The 21,732-nt window shown below is 47.8% G+C and carries 20 protein-coding genes and 1 pseudogene; 8 read left to right on the forward strand and 13 right to left on the reverse strand.

All coding sequences use genetic code 11. The features are described from left to right. The first annotated feature begins 101 nt into the window (after positions 1 to 101). Complete coding sequence (locus BW956_RS21250) at positions 102 to 650, forward strand: hypothetical protein (protein WP_139327270.1); 549 nt, start codon at positions 102 to 104, stop codon at positions 648 to 650. A gap of 110 nt (positions 651 to 760) precedes the next feature. Here the strand turns inward: BW956_RS21250 and BW956_RS21255 are convergent, their stop codons facing one another. The 7 genes from BW956_RS21255 to BW956_RS21285 all read right to left on the reverse strand — a co-directional run bounded on the left by BW956_RS21255 (position 761) and on the right by BW956_RS21285 (position 7,615). After that, positions 761 to 1,069 (reverse strand): helix-turn-helix transcriptional regulator, encoded by a 309-nt coding sequence (locus tag BW956_RS21255; protein ID WP_083703198.1) that lies wholly within the window; start codon positions 1,067 to 1,069, stop codon positions 761 to 763. Beyond that, the gene (locus BW956_RS21260; protein WP_244894402.1) at positions 1,066 to 2,433 is read right to left on the reverse strand and encodes a type II toxin-antitoxin system HipA family toxin; all 1,368 of its coding nucleotides are present in this window, start codon (positions 2,431 to 2,433) and stop codon (positions 1,066 to 1,068) included. Before BW956_RS21260 ends, BW956_RS21255 begins: the two co-directional genes overlap by 4 nt. A 270-nt stretch (positions 2,434 to 2,703) precedes the next feature. Beyond that, the gene (locus tag BW956_RS21265) at positions 2,704 to 3,333 is read right to left on the reverse strand and encodes a hypothetical protein (RefSeq protein ID WP_139327271.1); all 630 of its coding nucleotides are present in this window, start codon (positions 3,331 to 3,333) and stop codon (positions 2,704 to 2,706) included. A gap of 152 nt (positions 3,334 to 3,485) precedes the next feature. Beyond that, positions 3,486 to 5,831, reverse strand: a complete 2,346-nt coding sequence (locus BW956_RS21270) for an LPD23 domain-containing protein (protein ID WP_076466345.1) — start codon at positions 5,829 to 5,831, stop codon at positions 3,486 to 3,488. 236 nt (positions 5,832 to 6,067) lie between these two features. Then, positions 6,068 to 6,415 carry a hypothetical protein gene (locus BW956_RS21275; RefSeq protein WP_076466348.1) on the reverse strand — a complete coding sequence of 116 codons (348 nt, stop codon included), beginning with the start codon at positions 6,413 to 6,415 and terminating at the stop codon, positions 6,068 to 6,070. Then, positions 6,415 to 7,014, reverse strand: a complete 600-nt coding sequence (locus BW956_RS21280; protein WP_076466350.1) for a hypothetical protein — start codon at positions 7,012 to 7,014, stop codon at positions 6,415 to 6,417. The genes BW956_RS21275 and BW956_RS21280 overlap by 1 nt, the downstream gene beginning before the upstream one ends. A gap of 253 nt (positions 7,015 to 7,267) precedes the next feature. Further along, entirely contained in the window at positions 7,268 to 7,615 is a 348-nt protein-coding gene (locus BW956_RS21285; RefSeq protein WP_076466352.1) for a hypothetical protein, read from the reverse strand. Between the two features lie 83 nt (positions 7,616 to 7,698). On the opposite strand from BW956_RS21285, the gene BW956_RS21290 reads away from it, so the two are divergent. From BW956_RS21290 to BW956_RS21300, 3 genes are all read left to right on the forward strand, one after another. After that, on the forward strand, positions 7,699 to 8,799 hold the full coding sequence (locus tag BW956_RS21290; RefSeq protein ID WP_076466354.1) for a phosphoadenosine phosphosulfate reductase domain-containing protein: 1,101 nt from the start codon (positions 7,699 to 7,701) through the stop codon (positions 8,797 to 8,799). Positions 8,800 to 8,955: 156 nt separating this feature from the next. After that, positions 8,956 to 9,267, forward strand: a complete 312-nt coding sequence (locus BW956_RS21295) for a helix-turn-helix domain-containing protein (protein ID WP_076466356.1) — start codon at positions 8,956 to 8,958, stop codon at positions 9,265 to 9,267. Further along, complete coding sequence (locus tag BW956_RS21300; protein WP_076466358.1) at positions 9,243 to 10,508, forward strand: HipA domain-containing protein; 1,266 nt, start codon at positions 9,243 to 9,245, stop codon at positions 10,506 to 10,508. Before BW956_RS21295 ends, BW956_RS21300 begins: the two co-directional genes overlap by 25 nt. 33 nt (positions 10,509 to 10,541) lie before the next feature. On the opposite strand, the gene BW956_RS21305 is transcribed toward BW956_RS21300, so the two are convergent. Both BW956_RS21305 and BW956_RS21310 read right to left on the reverse strand, forming a co-directional pair. Continuing rightward, positions 10,542 to 11,027, reverse strand: coding sequence for a hypothetical protein (locus tag BW956_RS21305; RefSeq protein WP_076466360.1), 486 nt, complete (start codon positions 11,025 to 11,027; stop codon positions 10,542 to 10,544). A gap of 22 nt (positions 11,028 to 11,049) precedes the next feature. After that, positions 11,050 to 11,724 carry a hypothetical protein gene (locus BW956_RS21310; protein ID WP_076466362.1) on the reverse strand — a complete coding sequence of 225 codons (675 nt, stop codon included), beginning with the start codon at positions 11,722 to 11,724 and terminating at the stop codon, positions 11,050 to 11,052. A 207-nt stretch (positions 11,725 to 11,931) separates the two neighbouring features. Between BW956_RS21310 and BW956_RS21315 the strand changes: the two genes are divergently transcribed. Continuing rightward, positions 11,932 to 12,348, forward strand: coding sequence for a hypothetical protein (locus tag BW956_RS21315; RefSeq protein ID WP_076466364.1), 417 nt, complete (start codon positions 11,932 to 11,934; stop codon positions 12,346 to 12,348). After that, positions 12,345 to 12,632, forward strand: coding sequence for a DNA sulfur modification protein DndB (locus BW956_RS22965; RefSeq protein WP_420811655.1), 288 nt, complete (start codon positions 12,345 to 12,347; stop codon positions 12,630 to 12,632). Before BW956_RS21315 ends, BW956_RS22965 begins: the two co-directional genes overlap by 4 nt. Before the next feature lie 47 nt (positions 12,633 to 12,679). On the opposite strand, the gene BW956_RS21325 is transcribed toward BW956_RS22965, so the two are convergent. Further along, positions 12,680 to 13,867, reverse strand: a complete 1,188-nt coding sequence (locus tag BW956_RS21325) for an RNA-guided endonuclease InsQ/TnpB family protein (protein WP_076466368.1) — start codon at positions 13,865 to 13,867, stop codon at positions 12,680 to 12,682. A 109-nt stretch (positions 13,868 to 13,976) separates the two neighbouring features. On the opposite strand from BW956_RS21325, the gene BW956_RS21330 reads away from it, so the two are divergent. Continuing rightward, positions 13,977 to 14,753 carry a DNA sulfur modification protein DndB gene (locus BW956_RS21330; protein ID WP_076466370.1) on the forward strand — a complete coding sequence of 259 codons (777 nt, stop codon included), beginning with the start codon at positions 13,977 to 13,979 and terminating at the stop codon, positions 14,751 to 14,753. Positions 14,754 to 14,848: 95 nt separating this feature from the next. Then, positions 14,849 to 16,867: a DNA cytosine methyltransferase gene (locus BW956_RS21335; protein WP_076466372.1), complete on the forward strand. Its 2,019-nt coding sequence runs from the start codon at positions 14,849 to 14,851 to the stop codon at positions 16,865 to 16,867. A gap of 261 nt (positions 16,868 to 17,128) precedes the next feature. Here the strand turns inward: BW956_RS21335 and BW956_RS21340 are convergent, their stop codons facing one another. The 3 genes and pseudogenes from BW956_RS21340 to BW956_RS21350 all read right to left on the reverse strand — a co-directional run bounded on the left by BW956_RS21340 (position 17,129) and on the right by BW956_RS21350 (position 21,519). Beyond that, entirely contained in the window at positions 17,129 to 18,337 is a 1,209-nt protein-coding gene (locus BW956_RS21340) for an EAL and HDOD domain-containing protein (protein WP_076466374.1), read from the reverse strand. Positions 18,338 to 18,366: 29 nt separating this feature from the next. Next, positions 18,367 to 19,770 carry a sensor domain-containing diguanylate cyclase gene (locus BW956_RS21345; RefSeq protein ID WP_175612063.1) on the reverse strand — a complete coding sequence of 468 codons (1,404 nt, stop codon included), beginning with the start codon at positions 19,768 to 19,770 and terminating at the stop codon, positions 18,367 to 18,369. Positions 19,771 to 20,396: 626 nt separating this feature from the next. Next, positions 20,397 to 21,519, reverse strand: a pseudogene (locus BW956_RS21350) (IS3 family transposase). Between the last annotated feature and the right edge of the window lie 213 nt (positions 21,520 to 21,732).

A 21,732-nucleotide genomic window follows, 5' to 3' on the forward strand; every position in this document is an offset into this window, starting at 1 on the left:
CAGTGGCAACACTTTCTTTCCCCTGCCCTCCCTGCAATTTTATGTGAGAATACGGCTATAGGTGTTGCCACTGGCAACACCAGAACAGCCGAGTGATGCCGATGACACTTTTCACACGCGACGATGTAAATGCGGTAGTAGCTAATTGCCCGAATGCTAAGTCAGCTCTCTATGTGCAGCTGGCGTCGTATCTATGGTATCAACAGCAAGAATTACTCAAGCTGCGATTTGCTGATGTATTGGAAACGCCGTTGCAGGGCCCTGCCGGCATTCTTGTTGAGCTTCCTGCGAGCGTTATGGAAGATGTTAGGTATGAGATGAAGCGCTGTCAGCTGGAGCCCACTGACCTAATATTCAGGTCTGATCGCGCAGGTGATGTTTGTGGTGAAAGGACGATAAGCCCGAAGTACTTTGCAAGAGTGGTACGGCAAGCATCTATTGATGCCGGCTTAGCCACCGTGATTCATCATCGTCATCTAAGGCAGGTTTGGGCTAAGGAATATGTTGAGTCAGTCGTCGACAAGGAACGGATTGAGCGCCTGGCGCAGGTTCAGCTTGTTTTAAAGCTCAACTCCATGAGTACTGTTGCTGAACACTTGAGTATCGACTACAAAGGCAAGCGCGGTCAGTATGCCTTAGCGTCCAGATAGCAATTTCAATAACTTGATAAAGTGTTGCCAGTGGCAACACCTCCCCTTGTACCCCCGACTTTTCTTTCCTGCCCACTGTTGCCAGTGGCAACATAATCGAAAGTAACAAGTTATTGGGCTAGCGTGCTGGTCATTGCTTTAAGAAGCCTATCACTTCGAGGAAGTAGTCCAGGCTTTAACCCTAGAGGCTTAAATACAGCAGCGTAGACACTCATAGTGAGCTGGCCTTGATCACGTTCTATATCAGACAAAGTACGACGACTCACGCCCACAAGCTTGGCATAGCTCTCTTGATTAAGGCCCAGGACTTCTTTACGTAGTCTCCTAAGCAAAGCCCCTTCGCTTAATTGACCTCTGTATAGTTCTAACAGGAGCTTGATTAACAATTTCTCTCGATCGATGTTGGTCAGTTGAGTCATAACAGCCCCCATGCCTGTAGACGTTTTTCTATGGTACCCATACCCAATGCCGGTATCGAAAGTAGTGACTCCGAAACGCCTCTATCAATAAGCCGACCTTTCAAACCCACAAGTTTGGCCGCTAAAGCCTGCAAGGCATGCCTCATAAATTCAGGATCAGCCAGATCGGCAAGCTCTTGTGTTATCCCGGCCCAATCGATTTGACCGCTTTGTTCATAGGGTATGCCCCACTTCATAGTGCGCAGTACGTCTTCGGGATCTGCCTTCATTGGGGCAAAATCGAAGACTGGGGCAAGCCAAAGTCCTTCAGGTTTCTTGATGATTGCTGTGTTCCGGCCATGGTTGTCTGAATTTGCAAAAATCAAATTCAAAAGATCGCGCTCTAGCCATTGAGTCACGAAAAGCTGTTGATCAAACTGTTCTTTAAGCTCGGCTACCCTGTGTTGCTTGTTGAGCTTCGCACACATATCACGCAACACATTAAAATGGTTGAGGTGGCTGCCGGGTGCTTTGTCGAGAATGGAATATATTGACTCAAGCCCGAAGTGTTCGACTGTGCCGCCATCGTATCGAACATCGAAGCGAGGAAGCCACAGAGATGGGTGCCGCTCCCCCTCCAGTAACTTCATATTTGTTATATCGATCGTATCCACTCCAAGAGCTGTTAGCTCATGGTAGAAATGAAACTCCGCTCGCAGAATGTCTGCATCACGTTCAGTTCCCTTCCCCCTGGGGAATTTGACCAAATAGTGTTGATCCAGGTTATCTGAATCATCCTGCCATGTATCGATCCATATCTCATTTTGGTCTGTGCAGCGGATCAACAACTTTGGCGCTTCACCTGCCGCACCTGTTGCACCTCCACTTACAGCACCCATCTCCTGAGCATACTCAAGAAAGTCTATGTGACGGTCGATAACGTCCTCAATTGAAAAACGCTGTTTAAGTAGTCCCTCTGGCTTTCGAGGTATCGACTCTCGAATTCTTAAGTTGCCTACCGGCGCAATGGTGCCCTTCTCTAGCAGGATGGAGTCCTGCTCGCCAACGGATAGGTTTCCAATGCCAAGGTGTTCAATCCAGTAACGCCGGCTGGCGCCCGAAGGGGTTATGTCATCAAGAAAGCCAAACCAATGATTTGATTCATGAGATAGAAACAATTCCACCGGTAGATTGAGGCTGCACGCATGGGCGTCATCATTAAACATCCAGTCCACGGCATAGCTCTGGTTGTAATCTAGGCGTGCGGGACTGAGGCGTCCCTTTTTAGGGTCTTCTATTAGCAGGCTGGCCGCTTGGGTCCACTGACCGCCATCGAAAATTTCTATTGATAGATTCATAACTATTATGAGCAGTGTTTTGCTCATAATATAGCTGGCTTATTTATATTGAGCAATTATATGCTCATTTGTGCTTCGAGATATTCAAGATGTGCAAATTTTTTCTCAGAGATGAAATGTGGTTAAGTGATAGATTGTGCGATTTTCTTGGGGTTAAGAAAGGATGTTTCTATTGGAATTTGCTTACTTTAAAGCAGAATCTAATGTGTAGAGGTGTTCTGCTATTTGGCAATGTTGCCAGTGGCAACACTTTTAACGCTAAGCAACGTAATTACCAACACCAAGAATGTACGCGATTCATAGAGCTGGTTTGTATTCGGCCCAGCTCTTAGCAAATCCCGAGGTCCAGTATTTGTATTCGATACCGTCAAAGGAAATGGTAACGAAATGTTTGGACTCATCGCTTAACATACGGACCATATACTCTAGGCCCTCTTGAGTTTCGGGCTGCAGCACGTAGTAAACATCCTGGGAGCCCCAAAATGCTCTGCAGTACCATTTCCCTTTTATCGGTTGGTCATTAAGCTTAAAAATCTTTCTGACACTTCCGTATCGGCTGGCTCCTTCAAGGCATGTGGATGAATTACTTTGTGGGAAGAAAGAAAAATTCAGAGTTACGTTACCGCTCGTATCACGCAAAATCCGGGCTGGTAGGAATTCTTTGAACAAATGATTATGGCTGGGTAGGCTCTTTGTGATCCCTTTATGCCAAGCATCACGAAGTTCGAGTTGGCCCCCTTCTTCCAAAAACTGGCTTAGTGGTATGAATCGATCAACTGGTTCAGCCCATAGCGAGGTGGAATAAAGTAGCGCAGCAACTAAAGCAATTAGTTTGATCATTGCAGAGGGGGGGTAGAGGTCATTGAAGTGGCGGAGTGTTGCCAGTGGCAACACATCCAGTGCGACACTCGCTTGTACCTTTACCAAGCGATCACAAGTGTGGCAGTAACCAAAGCAACTACACCAAAGGTAAACAGTATGGGTAATAGGTTAGTACTAACGAATTAGCTTACAGGCACGGAGTATTAATAGAAATATAATGGTTAGTTTAATCAAGTGTTGCCAGTGGCAACACTCCATCAAGGTGCGTTTGAGTACCTGAAAGCTGATCTCTGTTCATTACCAGCCAGAAGCGCCACTTGGTCCAAATCTACGCCTTGATCATGCCACTGCTCATTGCCAGTGAACATCCTCAATAATGTGGATTTGATAGACGGAGATAGATCGGTCTCATTGACATTGCGATCACTGTATACCGATCGTAGCCAGTGACTTAGCCGTGTGTCGCTGCCGGGCACGACAGCTTGAGTGCATTGTTCATCAGTAAAGAATTCAACCAGGGTGTCTGCAAAGCGTTCGTGTTGCTCCACTGATATAGGATTACCTGGCATAACATGCAGGTACTCGCAAATCGCCTGATAATCCTGTTTGATGCTTTCCGGGCAGTCAGGATCTAATGCATAACGTTGTAAGAGGTCTAGCATGAGATGTCCTGATTCATGAATAAAGGTTGAAGCATCTTGGTGAGCAGACAGCAGTATTCGGAACATATCCTGCTCTGGTGAACGAAGTAGCGCCCCCTTTGGAACGGCCTCAGAAACAGCTTTAGCTGCAGGATCAGCATCAGGTAGTACGAGTTTCAGTTTCTCCGTAGGCGTTCCTTCATGGGAATACGGCGGCAAGGCTATGCGGTCCTCTGCAGAAAGCTTCAGGCGATGTTCAACGTCACGGGCTTCATATTCCCCAGCAAGAAGCGTGTAGCGCTCCATCGGAGTTTTAAGGTGATACTCAAGCTCTTTGATGTTCTCGATAAGAGCTGTCATGTCACAGGCTACAGCACGATCGTATCCCAACTCTGTGAGGTTTGCTTTCAGCGGTTTTGCAGCATCGGGAACACTACAATGATTAGACCGTGAGTAGTCGGCAATGAGCTTAAAGTCCCTGATGAGGTCGTTGTATAGCTTAGCCTCTGCAGGTGTCTTCGCCCTGAATTCATCTGGTGAGCCGCCATACGCAAGGCACTCAATCATTTGAATGGCATGCTGCACTTCGTGGTGTATTGTGTTTTGTAGTCCTTCAACGGTGCAGTCGCTTGCCTGAATCATGGGGATCTTACCGTATGAGTAACAGCCGCCCTGTCCTACATTTTTTGATGTGAGGTCTGCATGCACAAATAGTCCTCGAAGCTGGGGATAGTGCTCATAGAGAGTAGGGTGGTCCAAAATGCCCGATAGGGAACCCGTGTAGCTGAGTACTGGAGTCTCGCCTTTAAGATCTGGCAGCTCACCTCTACGCAGTTTTAGGGCATCCTTTACACCTTTATTTTTCATCTCGGTTTCAGGTGTGTATAGCATCATGGCGCCCTTCTTGAGGCTGGCCCGGCTATCATCAATTTCAAAGCGCCAGCGTCCGTCGATCCATTGATGCCAACCAGTCATCTGCCTGATGCTTTCGGGGTCAGCGCCAGCTTGTTTCAGTGATTTGGCTATTGAGAGCTGTTCGGTATTGGCAGCTTCTGCATGGGTCGAACCATATTGATACAAAATGCTGTCATAGGAAGGAGGGTGGGAATAAAGAGCGTTGTCTTTGTTGATAGCGAGATCATTGCTCACTCTGCTATCAAGCAATGCGCTTTCGATCGCGGATGGCTGCAATACACTAATGCGACCATCTGAATACTTGATACCGTCAAAGCCTTGCCTTTTTGCCAGTGACTCCAGGACATGTGAAGTGCTCGTATCGCGCTCAAACGTTCTGGTCATGTCTTCCAGGTCAGGACAGCTTGGTGCTGCTTTTACTATCCGTTGTAGGCGCTTGGCATCTGCTATATCGAGATTTAAATCAAGTAGGGCGGTGCTGCTGACCGCTCCCCAGGAGAAGTTTGGAGCTTCAGAAAGTGTTGCCAGTGGCAACAGATTCATATTCTCTGCCAAGTAGACGGGGTAGATTGTTTCGCCGCTGGAACTTTGTTGGCGCTTTGCTGGCGCTTCAGATTCTATTGGCGCTTTTGTGGCGCTTGGCTCAAGAGATAGGAAGCCTCGTTGATCGAACTCAGTACCAATATCTCCAGTACTCGTGAAATAGATTTCTCTACCAGTTGCTGCAATGATCGGGGTGAACTCGTTCATTTGGTAGTGCGACTGGATAAAGTGGATTTTCTCTTGTGCTGTCGCAAGGGATAGCCAATCTTGTCCTCTCAGGCAATCAGGCACATCGATCTGTTTACCAATCTTGTCGGCCAAGTGGTCAACATCATCAATTTGTATATCTAGCTCATTCCATAGTGACTCTGGAGATACACCGCGCCTCATGGCCTGGGTATCAAACCAGCGACCCCACAGACCAGATACCACCTGGGCATAGTCAGTTGATATGGCTGGAATGCCTTCTAACTGTTCCTTGATACTGGCAGCTACACCGTTCATATAGTGGTTCCCATACCTTATTCCAACTACCTTGGGGTAGCTGATATTCTGAATAGTATACCAATATCATATATTTTGCTGGCGTCTTTAAGCTGACGGTGCAGGGAAGGGCGTAAGTGTTGCCAGTGGCAACATCGACCGGATTCTTAAGATGGGAGCCGGGCACGATAGTCCCGGCATATAAAGTTGATTGAAGGATAGAAGGCTAAGAAGTGTTGCCACTGGCAACATTTGCACTAAGTCTCGGCCGTTTGCTCATCCTTGTTGAGCAGGCCAACCACACCAGCCTTCTTAACAATCGGACCCCAGTCAAGAACAGCCAGGCGGCTTTGGCCTTCTTGCTCGTGACCTATGACTACTCCAAGCTCATCTTTAAGCTTCTCAATGTAAATGGGAATAGAGCGCTTATTGTATCCTGTCAGGTTGTGTAAATCCTGGAGCTTCATGGAACCCACTGAGGCGAGAATCGCTGGTAGCAGCAAGGGGCGTCGAATATCTCCTTTTGAGAATGATTGTGCAATTTCAGCAATATCCAAGACTTTCTGGCTGTTAATCAAATCCGATCCTGCTTCTGTTAGTGTCATTAGAAAAGCCCGATCTGGTGGTGAAATGTTGAAGTTAATGACCTATCAATAGGGCACTTCATCTCGCTAAGCTCTGCAAGGTCATCAAAGAGAAAGCATGTGAGACGTTTCTCATCATCCAGATAGAACAGCTGCATTTTCTCACTTTCAAAAGAATCACGGAAGAGTCGCACTTGAGGGCCATTATGCGTAATCCAGTTAATCGTTGTTGTGCCGTGCATATTTAGATTGGCATCTGTTTCAATGAGTTGCTTGCATTCATCTAATGATACATACCATGCAGTGTCTGGTATGAAATGCCCCACATATATCCGTTCTGCTGAGTTTGAATATGGGCTGCCATTAATCATATAGAGCTGTTTGTTGCCACTGGCAACATCATCTCCTGTTGCTGGTGCTATTGGCTGAATAGAAACCCACGAATTAGATAGATCTCCATGTAGGCGAGATGTAACCAACACAGTTGCACCTCTGTAAGTTTTGACCCATCTATCGGCTTTGAATGGCTGTCCATAGCATTCCGCTAGCGGCAAACAGCATATCTTCTTGGCATAGGCCATGTAGCTAGAGTAGGGGACGCGCTCGATGACCATGCTCATGTGTTCTGCTCCTCATCGTCCTTGTAGCAAGGATATGGAAACCTGCTGGTATCGGTGTAGTGCTTTTCCTTATCGTGAATTGCCATTAGCTCTATCGCATCTTCTTCTGTAGTGAATGGCTTGGAGTGCTTCTCAGATAGTGCCGTGAGAAGTTCATTCAAAATTCTGTCACTTCCATAGAACCCCCTGAGTGCCCGGATAACAGTAAAGGGGTGGCAGCCAAACCTATGACCTTCTTGTTTGGCTAATTCAATCACAGCCTATTAGTGGCTGGGGAAAGGTGTGGAAACCGCTCACGTTCTTCAAGAATCAATGGATGGACTGGCTTGAACACATTAAGCGCGAGCATAAGGTCATAAGGCGAAATGTGGATGTATCCATCTCGGGTCAGGCTTTCCAGGTGCAGGGCGATGATGTCGTGTTCTGTAGCGCTTCCTTTAGCACTGGTCACTTTTAGCACTGCCCCTGTTGATTCCAGCTTGCTAACCAGGACGGAAATGGTGTGTCCGTCCCGGAGTTTTGCCACCAAGTGTTGACCAACTGGATACCTGCGGTGAAACCATTCAGGCAGGCGCAGGTTATAGTGAAGTTCCAGGCTCATTATCTTCTCCTTGCGTATACTTAAAGTATCTTTTGAGTGGATGTTAATGTATACTTAAAGTATACTCAAGAGGAGAAATAAATATGAGCCACACATTTGATGACCGCGTTGTAGTTCCTGGTCTGGGCAAGCAGATTGCTTTGGATATGGGGTGCTTGCCTGTAGAAGATGAAATGGGGACTTACTTCGACGCGCCCGAGATTGATATAGATGCCTACGATCGTATCGTCATCGGGATGTCTGGTGGAAAAGACTCCCTCGCATCTCTACTGCGCTTGGTAGACATGGGGGTAGACCTATCCAAGGTAGAACTCTGGCACCATGATGTTGATGGCCGTGAAGGGTCTAGCTTGATGGACTGGAAGTTTATGGCGGACTACAACCGTCAGATCGCAGAGGCGTTCGTTGTACCGATCTATTTTTCCTGGCTGGAAGGTGGTTTTGAGGGAGAAATGCTTAAGGAGAATGCCTATAGCAAGCCTCATAAGTTCGAGGGGCCAGAAGGCTTGGTTACTTTGGAGCGCGACACTACACGTTCAGCACCCAACACGCGCCTCAAGTTCCCCCAGGTATCTGCCAGCCTGCAAACGCGCTGGTGCAGCTCGGCTCTGAAGATCGATGTTGCCCGGCGCCAGCTGAACAACCAGGCACGGTTCAATGGTAAGAAGTGCTTATTCATCACTGGAGAGCGCCGCCAAGAAAGCTCAAACCGAGCAAAGTACAACCAGTTCGAGCCGCACTCGTGTGACCGTAGAGCGGGGCGTTTGGCACGCCATGTTGATGCCTGGCGCCCGGTGCTTCATTGGGATGAAGAACAGGTGTGGGACGCCTTAAAGCGTCATGGCATCATTGCCCCAGTACCGTATCGTTTAGGCTGGGGCCGCTCAAGCTGCATGACTTGTATTTACAATAGCCCACGCATTTGGGCGACGATTTCTCATTACTTCCCTGAACGTGCGCGCATTATTGCAGGCTATGAAGACCAGTTTGGAGTCACTATTAGCCGCGACCGCATCAACGTTTTGGACGTTTCACGTCATGTTGAGCCGTTTGAGATCGATGATCTGGAAGCGTTGGAGCAGGCATTGAAATCTGAATATACGTTGCCTGTTGTCCAGTCACCGCGCCAGCCGTGGCAGCTTCCTGCAGGGGCATTTGGAAATGAGGGGTGTGGCTCAGATTGAGCCGCGCTTCTACCGATATGCATTTATTTAACCATTCGGTTAAATAATATCTAATAGCTTTACGCTTCCGGCACTATTTAACCGATTGGTTAAATACTTCATCAAAGTCTATACTTCATCGTGACAATATAACCGGACGGTTAAACAGGTGTGATAATGAACATTCCGATTGAGTCAGTCCAAGACATCGGTGATCTGGTCAGACTGCTTCGCAGGTCACAAGGGTTGCGTCATGATGATTTGGGAGCTATTGCAGGATGTAGCCACAAGTATGTGGTTGATCTCGAAAAGGGAAAGGAAACCATACAGACAGGCCTCATGTTGCAGCTTCTGGACGAAATGGGCCTAAAAGTGATGATAGATCTGCCTGACTCACTGGTGAACACACTGAAGACGGAGCTTAAATCTGGATCATCAAAAATTCCAGACGACAGGAGAGGCGCGTGGCTGTTGAAAATAGAACCCTAGCTGTTTGGACCAACAACACCAAAGTCGGCACCTTGATTGAGCATAACAACCTCTGGTCATTTGAATATGAGCCAGACTGGAGCGGATTCAGCTTGTCGCCTGCGTTGCCTGTTGAAGCCAAGCGTATTGTTGATGGCAGCAGCAAAAGGCCCGTTCAGTGGTTTTTCGATAATCTGTTACCAGAAGAGGGTGCCCGCGCTCTTTTAGCTGAGGATACAGGAATTACTGTTGCTGATGCCTTTGGCCTACTGGGGCACTTCGGTGCTGAATCAGCTGGCGCTCTGACACTATTGGGTCCAGAGGAACTGCCAGGGAGAGGTGGCAAGGCTAAGCTATCAAGTGAAGCGCTTTCTGCTCGAATCCAAAAACTGCCTGATATTCCATTGTCCCAGGGAAGTAGCAAACGTATGTCTCTTGCTGGGGCTCAACACAAGCTCCCAATCATTTATGAGGGAGGTGTGCTCTATGAGCCTCATGTGAGTAAGCCGTCTACACATATTCTTAAGCCCGATCACAGTAAGCCTGATCTATACCCGCATAGCGCAATCAATGAGTTCGCTATGATGCAGCTTGCAGGTGCTTTAGGTCTTAAGGTGCCTGCGACTTCTATTATCCGTGTGCCTGATCCAGTGTACTTGGTGGAGAGGTTTGATCGGTTTCGAATGGATTCGTACACAAAGCGGCTTCATACCGTTGATACTTGTCAGTTGTTATCAATAGATCGGATTTTTAAGTACCAAGAATGCAAGCTCGAACGACTCACTGAAGTGGTTGAATTAACCAGAATCAAGTTGGAAACACGCACACGCCTATTTCAATGGCACGTTTTTAACCTGCTCATCGGCAACACTGACGATCATCTTAAGAATCTGTCCTTCTTCACATCGGGCGGGAACATTATTCTGGCCCCGCACTATGACCTGCTATCGACGGCGGTCTATGAAACAGATAATCAGTGGCTAAATGCTAACCTTGTCTGGAAGATAGGCGATGTCACAAAGCTAGGGCAGGTGAGTCCAAAGTATTTACTAGAGCTTGGTCGGGCATTAGGGCTTCCAGTAAAGCTACAGCGCCGGTTACAGAAACAGTTGATGGATAACATATCGCCAGCTTTGGATACGGTTTTAGAACAGGTCCTGAAAACCCATTACCCCGATGGGGTTACTAAGGATGCAGAGATGCGTTTACTTCGTTTGATTCGATATGGCGTTATTGAAGATATGAAGAGCCTTTTATCTTAGAGCCCGGACTCGCCGGGCTGTGTATCCCCTTCTTCAAATGGCTCCTGACATCAGACTGTTTATCTCAGACCCGAAACATTGCAGTTCAACGTTACGTCGAGCCTTGATATGAGTGTTGAAGTGTTCAGGTAGCCGGTCTACGGATATGATGAGAGCAAGGTATCCATTATCAATCTGATATCCAACAACAATACCAGGTCCCAATCCGTTCACACGAACACAAACCCTCTCATGTATCCGAGGTACCGGATCTCGACCTGTCCAAGAGTATTCAGACGGTGCTTGCTCCAGGTTCTTGAAGATCCCCAGTTGTTCGGATACGGACTTCTCGATGCTTTCCAGGTTGAAATCACCCAGCTTCTGGCAGCAATGCTGGGTGTGCAACCACAGTGTGGCGCCACCTGCGGGTACTTGCAAAGCTTTGGCTTTGTCGTTGGCAGCCCAGACAGCAAAGTCACTGTCAGCTGCTGAAAGGGTAAAGGAGAAATCGTGTTGAGTTGTGATGGTGTAGGTATTCATAGCAAGTGTCCTCAGTTGTTAATCAGCAGGGCGTTGATTTGGTCGCTGATGGCGTCTTTTTGATCCATAAGCGTGCCTGCAATTGATCAACCCGGTCAGAGGCTTCTGAGAGATGAGCGAGGTATGATTTGGAGCCTTTACGGGCGCCAGACAGCTTTTTGGTAATGATCTTTTTTAGTGGCTGCAGCTGCCCGGGCGTGTATGTCTCACCGCATAAGGCGATGTGGCACATAGACATTTCAAACCCAAAACGGGTAAGCATTCCTACGATCGGATGTTCAAGCATTTCAGCATGGAGTGTCTGGCATAAGGCTTCACGCTGTTCTTCCAGTTGTTGAATCAATTCTGCGTTGGTTAGTCCACCATTTGTCCGACGTTGGCGTTCATCTCGCTCAGCTTGGGTTTGAGCTAACTTGGCCTCTCGTTGGAGCTGAGCGTGTTCACGCTTCAAACGAAGTACACCAGCTTCCAAGCCTGCATCTCCAATCTTCTTGAGGCAGTCGATTCCAACAACAGAAACGCGCCCGTAGGAGCTTTTAACAAAATAGCGGTTCTTAAGTGCGGTACCGCAGTGCTCGCACCAGAAAATCTCGCCGCGATCAGCATCGAACGGATTCTTTTTCGGAGCGACGATTTCAAACGGGGCTTTGCCCAGTCCAGAAAGCTCGAAAGTGTGTATGTTGTTTAAGTGAATCATTCTTACCCTAATTCGTATACTTAAAATACACATAATATATTATTTTAAGTATACTTAAAGTATTCATTCAAAGGAGAAAAGCATGTTTTACCGTCTTGTAAATGATGAAAAGGCTCTCGGGTTGGTACTGGGCAAAAACAAATCTGAATCACCGCAAGCAAGGCCGCAGCTAAAGAAGCGCGTACACAACACTACAAGGAGGTGTTGGTGCTTTGGTCTGATAGCTTGCTAATAGAAGGTGAGCATTACCCTGAATTGGTGCACCAGGAGGAGGCAGACAAGTACGAGCGGCAAGCTATCTCCCTGTTGATCGACGTACTGGATGCGGAGAAGTCAGGCGACGATAAAGCTATCAAGCAGTCTGCACAGCTGGTTTCAATTTATTGTTGGACATCTGAAAACTTAAAAGCTGAGTTCATGCCGCAGGCTCAGGCCGAGATAAAAGCGCGAGAAGATTACCGGATGGAGCAAGCGGAGAAGCTGGCGCGACTGACATCTACTCAAGAGAGCATGACTCAGTCGTCAGCAGAGTTCACGTTTAGCTTTCCTGCAGCTGCAGGCGTGCAGGCGTGCAGGCAGGGCGCCAGTACTTTACCGCTCAAGTGCCATACAAGGCGCTTGTGAGGCTTTTTCGATTCGATGAAGAAGATGTCCCAACTCAGCTACGTGCGCAACGAAAGCTGAATGAGAAACGAAGTAAGGCCATTGGTGAGTATGTCATCAAAAACCGCGCGGACTATGTATTGCCAGCCCTGACTGCCTCGTGTGATACCGCCATGCGTTTCGATCCAATCGGCGTACCAGGTAGTGGTACCAGACTGGGCATGCTTCATATCCCTTTGACATCCTCCCCTCCCTTCGCGCTTCGCGACTCAGGAAGAGGATTCCCTCTACAGGGTGCCAACTGATTGCTCGGTTGGCAGGTTCCTGCTGCTGACCGCCAGCGCGGTTCACTTCACAGGCGATCCGGGCGTCGTCCCGCCCTTTCTCGGATTTCAATTCCCCGAGCCAGAATATTCAGGCCACCAACTACATCGGCGTTGTTTTCGTACCCACAGTCGATACAGACAAACGCGGATTGCGTGAGCCGGTTCAACGGTGACACCTTGCCGCACTCCGGGCAGGTTTGGCTGGTGTGGTGCGCCGGAACCGCCAACACCTCACCGCCCATCCAGAGTGATTTATATTCCAGCTGGCGCCGGAACTCGCCCCAGCCCTGATCTAGGATCGAGGTGTTTAATCCCGACTTCGCCCGGACATGTTTACCCGGTGATTCGACGCTGCCTTTGGCCGATGCCGACATGTTTTTCACCTGAAGGTCTTCAATCACCAACATCGCGTGGTTTTGGCAGAGCGTGGTTGAAGTCTTGTGCAGGTAGTCCTGTCGGACATTGGCAATACGGCCCTGCAAGCGTTGGACCCGTGCTTTGGCTTTGTGCCAGTTGGATGAGAATCGCACCTTGCGGCTGAGCTGGCGCTGGGCCCTGGCCAGTGCCTGCTCATGTTGACGGAAGCTATTGATCGCCGCGATTGAGCTACCATCGCTTAAGGTGGCCAATTGGGCAATCCCGACATCGATCCCTACCCAGTGATCAGGGGCCGGATGAGCAGGCGGGGTAATGTCCTGTTCGGCCTGGTAGCTGATCCACCAATGGCCCTGCGAGAAGCTGAGGGTGCAGTTCTTTATCAAGCCGGTGATGTCCCGGCTTTTACGAAACTTGCACCAACCGATACCGGCAGGGAGCTTGACCCGGCGTCCGTTGAGCTGGCAGTACTTGTTGAAGTTGACGAATCGAACACTGTCACGGCTGCGGCCCTTCTTTTTAAAACAGGGCCGATCAGCCTTCAGTTTCGGGTCAAAATAGCGCCGCCAAGCAGAATCCAGGTCTTTCAATTTTTGTTGCAGATTGTCCGTATAGGCTTCGGTGAGGAAGGCCTTGTCCTCTTCACGCTTCCAGGCGGTGATCCACTTGGACATGGATTCGTAGCGGGGAACGTATTCCCCCTCAGTGGCATAGGCTTCATTGCACCGCGCCAACGCCTGATTCCAGACAAAACGCGCATGCCCACACAGCACGCGCAGTCGCGCCTGTTGTTCAGCATTAACATCGAGTCGGAATTTGAAGGCTTTACGGAGTTTCATACCGGAACGGTATCATGGATGCTGTATAAATCAACAGTTCCCGTAACCCTTCGGGTTACCCCGCTTCACCCCACACCTTCATCGGTGCGGGTACCCTGCTGGAGCCTGGATGGACGCAGTGCTGTTGATTAACGATGGCCAGCACCGTCGGCGTGGTATTGAGCACGCGATCGCTGAAGACCGTACGCTGGCGGAGCAAACGGTTGCTGTAACCATATTCTTTGATGCTGGATTGAGAAAGGCACAGCAGATGTTTGCAGACATCAACACCAACCAAGTGAAGCCTTCGTCAGCTCTAAATATGGTATATGACCACCGTAATGATTTTGGTCGTTGGGTATTGGAGGTACTGGATGCCATGCCCGGCATCAAGCGTCGCGTCGAGATGGAAACATCGAGCGTAGGGGCCAAGAGAGGCAAGCTATGGTCAGTTGTTGCTATTCGAAAGACCATACTATCCCTTTGCCAGTTGACCGAAAAGTCATTCGCGGATCTGGATCAGGAACAGCGAGACCATCATAAGGTTCATGTCGTCGAATTCTTCAATTCTTTGGCCGCGTATGTGCCATGTTGGCGTGCCATGGTGGATCATGAAATTCCGGCCGCTGAGGTGAAGGCTGAGATGTTGATCGGCCAGACAGTGTTCCTTGAGGCTTTAGCAGTGGCTGGAGCGACGATCAGTAATACAGGCAGTGGCTGGGATAAGTGTGAAGCTTGGAAAGCAATGAGCGTTTACAAGAGCGATGCGCGCTGGGAAGGGTTGTGCATAGTGTCGGGCCGTATGGTTAAAACAGTCGCTGCTGTGAAGAGTACAGCTGTTGAATTGCTCCGAATCGCAAGTGTTTTGATTCCACCTGAGATGCGCGAGTTTGGCCGGGTTTCATAACCCGGCAGTGTTCTCAAAGCCTGATTATATTTGATTTACGTATACTTTAAGTATACAATTTATTTAATGTTAATCATAAATATCAGGCGGTTACGATGAAATCAGTTCATATCTTCACAACTCTGATGGAACGAAATGGCAAGCCTCGCGTGTGGGTGCAGGGCGCACAGCTGGAAGAAGCTGGCTATGAAGTAGGCGCTCTGTACCACCGTACTAAATCTGCAGGTCAACTTACCCTTGAACTGGCTGAGTCTGAAGACAAGTCTACCCGCACCGTTTCCCGCAAGAAGTCTGGCGGCCTGATAGTTCCCCTGATTGACATCAACAATGCAGAGCTGGCCGAAGCCCTGCCATACGAAATCGGCACTCAGCTTGTAGTCACTTGCCGCAATGGCCGTATCGTCATCCGCGTTCATCCGGACGTGGCTGCAAAGAAAGCACGGGAAGACCGTATCAAGGATCGTATGGCGCGCCAGCACGCACTGCGAAGTGCTGCTTTCATTGAAGATGGCATGGCCACTGGAGCTTTGAATGCAGGCCTGCTTGGATTTGGTCATACCTCATTCCTGCAGCTCGGCGTTGTGCTGGCGCAGGACACCATGACTGAAGTCGAGGTACCGGCATCCCTCAAGGCGTGCGACTTCACCAAGGTGGTTGGAGACACTAGCAGCCTGCTTTCAATTCTGAGCCAGAAACCTGCCCCTGCTGATACCCTCTACATTGGCGACCCTGCCCGTAATGCCGAGTCAGATCAGGCCGCTGACTTCTTCTTTAAGATCCGTGCCGTAGAAGCCTTGAACCCTGCCGTTGTCATCATGGAATCAGCCGGGAACGCTGACAGCCCTCTAAACATCGCTGCAATCCAGCTGTTGGAAGCATTGGGCTACGTCATCCAGAACAAAACCATTAACGAACGTACTGTTCAGTTGGCCGTCAGCGAAGGGCTGTCTGACTCAGACTGGACCAGCCTGCTTACTCAGGGTGCTTCGGGCCAGACCCACACAGTCTCTGTTTCATCTGCAGGACGCTTCATGACCAGCAAGCATTCTCAGCGCATGTCTAACCTGATGGTGGCACTGAATAGTTCAAAACCGATGGACTCCCTGAGCCTGTTTCACGGTGGTGGCATTCTTTCTGATGCCATGCACGAAGGCCTCAGCCGCGAAGGAATCACAACTGCAGTGCGCGTAGGTGTGGAGATTGAGGATGCTTGCCTGTCATCTTCACTGACCAATAACAGCCGGATCTGGAGTGAGCGTGCAACCATCATGCAGGGATCAATTTCGCTGGCGCGAATGGTTTCAACCCTGCCATCGTGCGTGATAGGTGAAGCCGGTATCCCGTGTGTTGGCGCCAGCAAAAGTGGTCGTAGCCGCAACAAGATCAATAGCGCTGAAGCACACAAGAAAGCAGGTGGTTTGTTCTACTGGACTCTGCGTTTCTTTGAAGAAGCCAACTTGAGTGTCGGTGTCGTCGAAAACGTGACCGAGTACATGAATACTCACAGCATGAAGGTCATCCGCGATACTCTGGCCGCTCTGGGATACACCCTGAGTGAACGCATCCTGAAAGGTGCTCAGATGGGAGCGCTGGAAGACCGTGCGCGTATGTGCTGCCTGTTTGTTGATGAGCGCCTGAGCCGCTTCTTCAATCTTGAGGGTGTGCAGCCGCTGCGCCGCAAGGAAGAGACTCTTGGCATGGTACTGGAGCAGATCCCGGCGACGAGCGATATGTGGAAGACCTACTCATATCTAGCCGATAAAGAGGTTCGAGACATCGCTGCAGGCAAGGGTTTCCGCCGCCAGCTTCTGACCCCGGAAGCGACAGAGGTTGGAGCGATCGGAGCTGGCTACCACAAAGGTCGCTCAACAGAGCCTTTCATCATCTCACCGTTTCAAGCAGGGTACAGCCGCCTTCTAACCAAGTACGAGCATGCTGCGGTAAAGACAATACCGGCATGTTTAATTAGTGGACTGTCCTCTACGCTGGCGCACCAGATCCTTGGTAACAGCGTGATTCATACAGCGTTTGAAAGTGTTAGCCGAATGATTGGCCGGGGCTTGGCACGGATCAAGGAAGAGATGAGCAAGGAATGGATAATGCTGGCTGCTTAATGCAGCCCATAGCTGGCGCATAGGGCATGACGACCAAGACTGGGTTTACATCACTTGAAGCCCCAAGGGGTTCGAGTTAGCAGTCTTCGCATAACTCCGCTCTTGTGTACAAAGACTGGTAAGCGCACGAAGCAGACATTAGCGTAGGGTAGTCAATCACTTCAAATCGTTGAGGATGAAAGACTCTACGGGCGGTCTGGCCGTTACATGATAGTGGGCACGACAAAGCTGAAAAAAGAACATCCTCCTAAGAGACAATGACTAATCGAATCCCATGAGCTTGATTGATTCATTGCACCATTTAAGACTTTCGTGGTAGCAACTGTTGAAAAAAGACAGCTCTACTTCGGAGTTTTTATGCCAACTCCCTTGCATAAAACTTTCTGCATCATTCAATATGAAGCCAAGAGGTCCACTTCTTTTTAAGAGTGCGTCTTTAATTTCATCATGTATTTCAATTTCATGAATAATATCGTCTAAACTCTGGTTTGTGAGACCATCTAGGTTTAAAATTAAACCCGTGAAAAATGCTTGAGATGGATCTGAATATTTTCTTAACTTTGATAGATTCTCACAGAATCTGGCCGTAATTAATACCTTTCGAATCAACTCATGTGGCTTTCCATGATCTTCTGCCATAAGTATTAATGTAGCCCACTTCTTAAGCTCTGAAATGCCAATGAGAATCATAGCCTCTTTAAGACTGCTGATTTTCCTCTTTAATCCAAAGGCTGACGAGTTTGTCAGGCGTAGAAGTTTGTAACTAAAAGATGGATCATGGCTCAGCATTTCATGTAAATCATCAAAGCTAGATTCGGGATTGTACAGAGCTGCTAAAAATTGAGAAACGACAATTTTACTTCCGTTTGATTTATGGCCTTTTAGTAAAAGAGGTTTGCTAAAGAAAAATCCTTGGAATAATTTAAATCCTAATTTCTTGCACTCTTCAAATTCAACATTTGTTTCAACTTTCTCAGCTAAGAGAGTCACGTTGTATGCACTAAGGAGCTCGATTTGTCTTTTTGCACCGTCGAGGCCTAGAGCCATTATGTCAATTTTGATTATATCAACTAGTTCTATAAGCGGTATGTGGTTATCGCTAAAAACAAAGTCGTCAAGTGCAAGCTTGTAGCCTGATTTTTTTAGCCTGCGGACAGATTTAACTAAAGCAGGTGTTATCTCACAGTCTTCTAATATTTCGATAACAATTTCATTAGGAGACAAAGCAGGCAGAACATCTCCTTCTAGCATTCGTTGAGTGAAGTTAATAAATGCGGGCAGTGCTCTAACACTACCTTTTTCTACAACACTGGTATACGAGTGCAATATAACCCTGCTGCTTGCAGTGTCTCCATTGAGTAAAGGCATGGGGTTAGAACCATCGCAGCTACGATAAAGCAACTCATAGGCAATAACTTTAAGGTTGAAATCAAATATTGGTTGGCGTGCCATCAAAACTGTTTCAATCATCTGAGTTATACCTGTAATTAGAGTGAAAATTATTGTTCATCATTTAGTTGATGTTCGTTGCTTAGCGAAACTCGGTTTCGCCCTGTTCGCTTGGCGTAGTATAGGTTTTTATCCGCTTCTTCTAAAAGACTTTTAACACTACAGCCATAAGAAGCTTCAGCAATACCAGCGCTGAAAGTTATATATTGATCACTTTCTGACAGGAAAAAAGGGTTTGAACCTATACTTTTATTTAGATTTAAAAGAACCCTTTTTGCAGTCTCGGAATTGGCGCCTGGCAACAACAAGAGAAACTCCTCTCCTCCCAACCTTCCTAATACGTCAGTTTTTCGGGTCATGCTATTTATTCGGTGGCTTAGCTGTTGAAGTACTAAGTCTCCGGCTGCATGACCAAAATTATCATTAACATCTTTGAAATGATCGATATCTATCATTGATATACTAAGTGGGATGTTGGTTTCCTCGAAATTTTCTATGTGTCCTTGTAGACAATCAACAATCGCTGACCGGTTCATTAGTCCTGTTAAGGCATCATGATTAGCACGATTTTGCCATTCCTTTCTTAAGGTCGACTCATTCTTAAGTATTCGCTTTTGTAGTGTCAGCGCAATTACGCTGAATGAAGATGATATTGAAAATGACAAAATGAAAAACCATTCCTTGTTAAGACTTTCTACGGAATGGAGATCAATAGCTATCGCGATGTAAAGTGATATGGAGCAGAAAACTGAAGCATAGCTAAAGAAAGACTTTGAACCATATACAAGGAAAATTGAAGCAGGAATAGTTAGAAATATAATCCAATTCACTACGCAAAAAGAAGTAAGAATGATGGTAAGAATTACTATTGTCGATACGAGCCAGGAGAGGGTGATGCCTTCACTTTCACTTTCCCAGCGAGTTATTGATACTAATAGCGGAATTATTAATAGAACGCCAAGTATAGATGAAAGACCATAAGAGATAGCGGTAGGAATAAAGTCTAGGGTTTCTGGATGATTGCTATTTAAAAGATGTACGCCTAGTGACATCAGAACAGCATAGATGCTAGCTGGAAGAAAGCAGCCTATAATAAATGCCATAAAAAGTTGTTTAGGTTTTTCTATTCCTTTAGATAAGAAGTAGCATGCAGCTGTGCCAGATAGAAATACTAAAAAAGTTTCAGCTATTGAATTTAATAGAATATTTAGCAGTTGCAGGTTTTTTTCATAATTAAACGTTGTTTCATAATGTATAAATAGGCATGAAAAAAATATTGATATTAAAACACGTGAACCATAACGATAGTAAAGGTACGGGCCTAAGCCAGTAGGTAACCAAAGAAGCCATAAAGTATTAGAGCTTGAAGTGAAAAAAAACAGCGAAATTTTGGCTAGAAAATAATATAGCCCCCCAAAAATCAGTAATGTTGTGGTTTTTTTATGCCAATGCATGAATATGTCTCCAAACATGTAGGGGCTACTTGCAAGTATAGGTCTCCAATTGGCAACACGAAAATATCATTTGTGCTTAACGAAAGTCAATTTAAGCATAAATGTCACTTCAATTACTGAGGGCTTTATTCAATCTAAATGCTAATGGTTATTATTTATTTTCTGCTTCCTGGTACTCAATTTTGTTGTAGGTGGCAGGTGGGGGCTCAATACATTGAGAAAATGCAAATGTGACGATTGATAAATGATTTTTATTTTTACTACCATGCCTTTTGTTCCAAAGCTGCGGAGACATAGTCTTTCGACTGTCTAAATCCGCAGCGTTCAGCATTGCTATGGGTTGACTGATAACCTGCTCAGAATGGATACAGCCAATCATCACATTTCGCAAACATGCCAACCGTAAGCGCGAAGGGAGGGGGCTCATAGTTTTATGTCAGTCAACATTTACACATTTAGGTACGCGTCGATCCGACCTTCTAAGTGGATGCTCAGCTGTGACTGTGAGATCTTCAAAATTCCAGCGTTAAGCAGTTTCAGAAAGGCGTTCTCACTGGTGAAGCGGGCTTTGGTCAGCTTACTGAACTGCCGGTGTGTTCTGGTCGGACTTTATCATAGTGTAGTGGTCAACCATTCCCGGACAGTAAATTAAGTCTTTCCTCTGCCACAGCTGGTGGCTGTCCCTGATTGCATTGGTGTGGCCGTTGCCAGTTGTATCGTTCCATCAAGTAGAAGCTGATATCCCGCTGGGCTTCACTGGCTGAAATATATCCTGTCGCTGGCATCCATTCGGACTTGTAACTGCGGAACAAGCGCTCCATTGGCGAGTTGTCCCAGCAGTTACCCCTTCGGCTCATAATCTGCTGAATTCGGTAGCGCCACAGGCGTTGCCGGAAGGTTCGGCTGGCATATTGGTTTCCCTTGTCCGAATGAAACATCAGTCCAGCAGGTTTGCCACGCTGCTCGTATGCTATTTCCAAGGCTTTAACGACCAATGCACTATCCGGGCGGCCCGAGAGCGTCCAGCCAACGACTCAACGTTTGAACAGATAAAGCTCAACAGCCAGGTAATACCAGCGGTTCTGCACCCATATATAGGTGATATCGCCACACCACACTTGATTGGAAGCTTAAACATCAAATTCCCGGTTAAGGCAGTTGGGAATATCTGGTCGCTCTACCGTAGCCTGTTTGTACGTGTGCGGCACCGGCTGCTTGCAGGTCAGGTTCACCTCACTCATCAGACGCCGCACACGGAAACGGCCAATCTCATAGTCCTCATCCTGCATCTGAGTCATGATCGTACGGCTTCCAGCTGAGCTGCGGCTTTGGGTGAACAGTGCATTCACCTTGGCCCGTTGTTCAAGCCGCTCTACGTCAATTCGGAATCGGCTGCGGCGGTGCTCGTAGTAACTGGAACGGGCAATGCCGAACGCGCTACAGACCATATCTACCGGTTCCTGCTCACTCAACTGGTCTATCAGCGCGAACGTTCGAGCTCATCCGACATCAAGAGAGCAGTGGTGAGCTCCCCGTGGCCTTTTTTAGTATCGCTTTCTACCGCTCCAACCGATTAACTCTGGCTTCCAGTTCCTGGATCCTCTGTTGTTCCGGAGTGAGTGCCTTTGTAGTGGGCATGACGCCGTCTCGTTCAGCGCGCAGCTGGTTGACCCAACGCCTCAACGCAGACTCTCCTACATCCACTGCACGGTTGGCTTCAGCCATGCTGTAACCCTGATCAACCACCAGACTGGCGGCTTCTACTTTGAACTAGGTTGAAAACGAACGACGCTGTCTTGCCATTGAACACCTCTTCTTCGGCGTTGACTTTACCACCTTAAATTGGTGTCCGGGATCATTAGACCACCGGGAATTCAGATAATAAGTGCGACACTCATGGTTGAACGGCGAGAGGTAGCCAACTGCTGACAGTGGTACGCTTCATCTCGCCAAAGGTAGAAG

This window comes from Marinobacterium stanieri, assembly GCF_900155945.1.
Lineage (GTDB): Bacteria > Pseudomonadota > Gammaproteobacteria > Pseudomonadales > Balneatricaceae > Marinobacterium > Marinobacterium stanieri.

Bases quoted from the DNA above. Each gene is read 5' to 3' on its own strand.
- BW956_RS21340 (WP_076466374.1), bottom strand. From the start codon at position 18,337: ATGATTGAAACAGTTTTGATGGCACGCCAACCAATATTTGATTTCAAC.
- BW956_RS21295 (WP_076466356.1), top strand. From the start codon at position 8,956: ATGAACATTCCGATTGAGTCAGTCCAAGACATCGGTGATCTGGTCAGA.
- BW956_RS21335 (WP_076466372.1), top strand. From the start codon at position 14,849: ATGAAATCAGTTCATATCTTCACAACTCTGATGGAACGAAATGGCAAG.
- BW956_RS21270 (WP_076466345.1), bottom strand. From the start codon at position 5,831: ATGAACGGTGTAGCTGCCAGTATCAAGGAACAGTTAGAAGGCATTCCA.
- BW956_RS21325 (WP_076466368.1), bottom strand. From the start codon at position 13,867: ATGAAACTCCGTAAAGCCTTCAAATTCCGACTCGATGTTAATGCTGAA.
- BW956_RS21260 (WP_244894402.1), bottom strand. From the start codon at position 2,433: ATGAGCAAAACACTGCTCATAATAGTTATGAATCTATCAATAGAAATT.
- BW956_RS21250 (WP_139327270.1), top strand. From the start codon at position 102: ATGACACTTTTCACACGCGACGATGTAAATGCGGTAGTAGCTAATTGC.
- BW956_RS21275 (WP_076466348.1), bottom strand. From the start codon at position 6,415: ATGACACTAACAGAAGCAGGATCGGATTTGATTAACAGCCAGAAAGTC.
- BW956_RS21305 (WP_076466360.1), bottom strand. From the start codon at position 11,027: ATGAATACCTACACCATCACAACTCAACACGATTTCTCCTTTACCCTT.
- BW956_RS21330 (WP_076466370.1), top strand. From the start codon at position 13,977: ATGGACGCAGTGCTGTTGATTAACGATGGCCAGCACCGTCGGCGTGGT.
- BW956_RS21280 (WP_076466350.1), bottom strand. From the start codon at position 7,014: ATGAGCATGGTCATCGAGCGCGTCCCCTACTCTAGCTACATGGCCTAT.
- BW956_RS21290 (WP_076466354.1), top strand. From the start codon at position 7,699: ATGAGCCACACATTTGATGACCGCGTTGTAGTTCCTGGTCTGGGCAAG.
- BW956_RS21345 (WP_175612063.1), bottom strand. From the start codon at position 19,770: ATGCATTGGCATAAAAAAACCACAACATTACTGATTTTTGGGGGGCTA.
- BW956_RS21285 (WP_076466352.1), bottom strand. From the start codon at position 7,615: ATGAGCCTGGAACTTCACTATAACCTGCGCCTGCCTGAATGGTTTCAC.
- BW956_RS21310 (WP_076466362.1), bottom strand. From the start codon at position 11,724: ATGATTCACTTAAACAACATACACACTTTCGAGCTTTCTGGACTGGGC.
- BW956_RS21255 (WP_083703198.1), bottom strand. From the start codon at position 1,069: ATGACTCAACTGACCAACATCGATCGAGAGAAATTGTTAATCAAGCTC.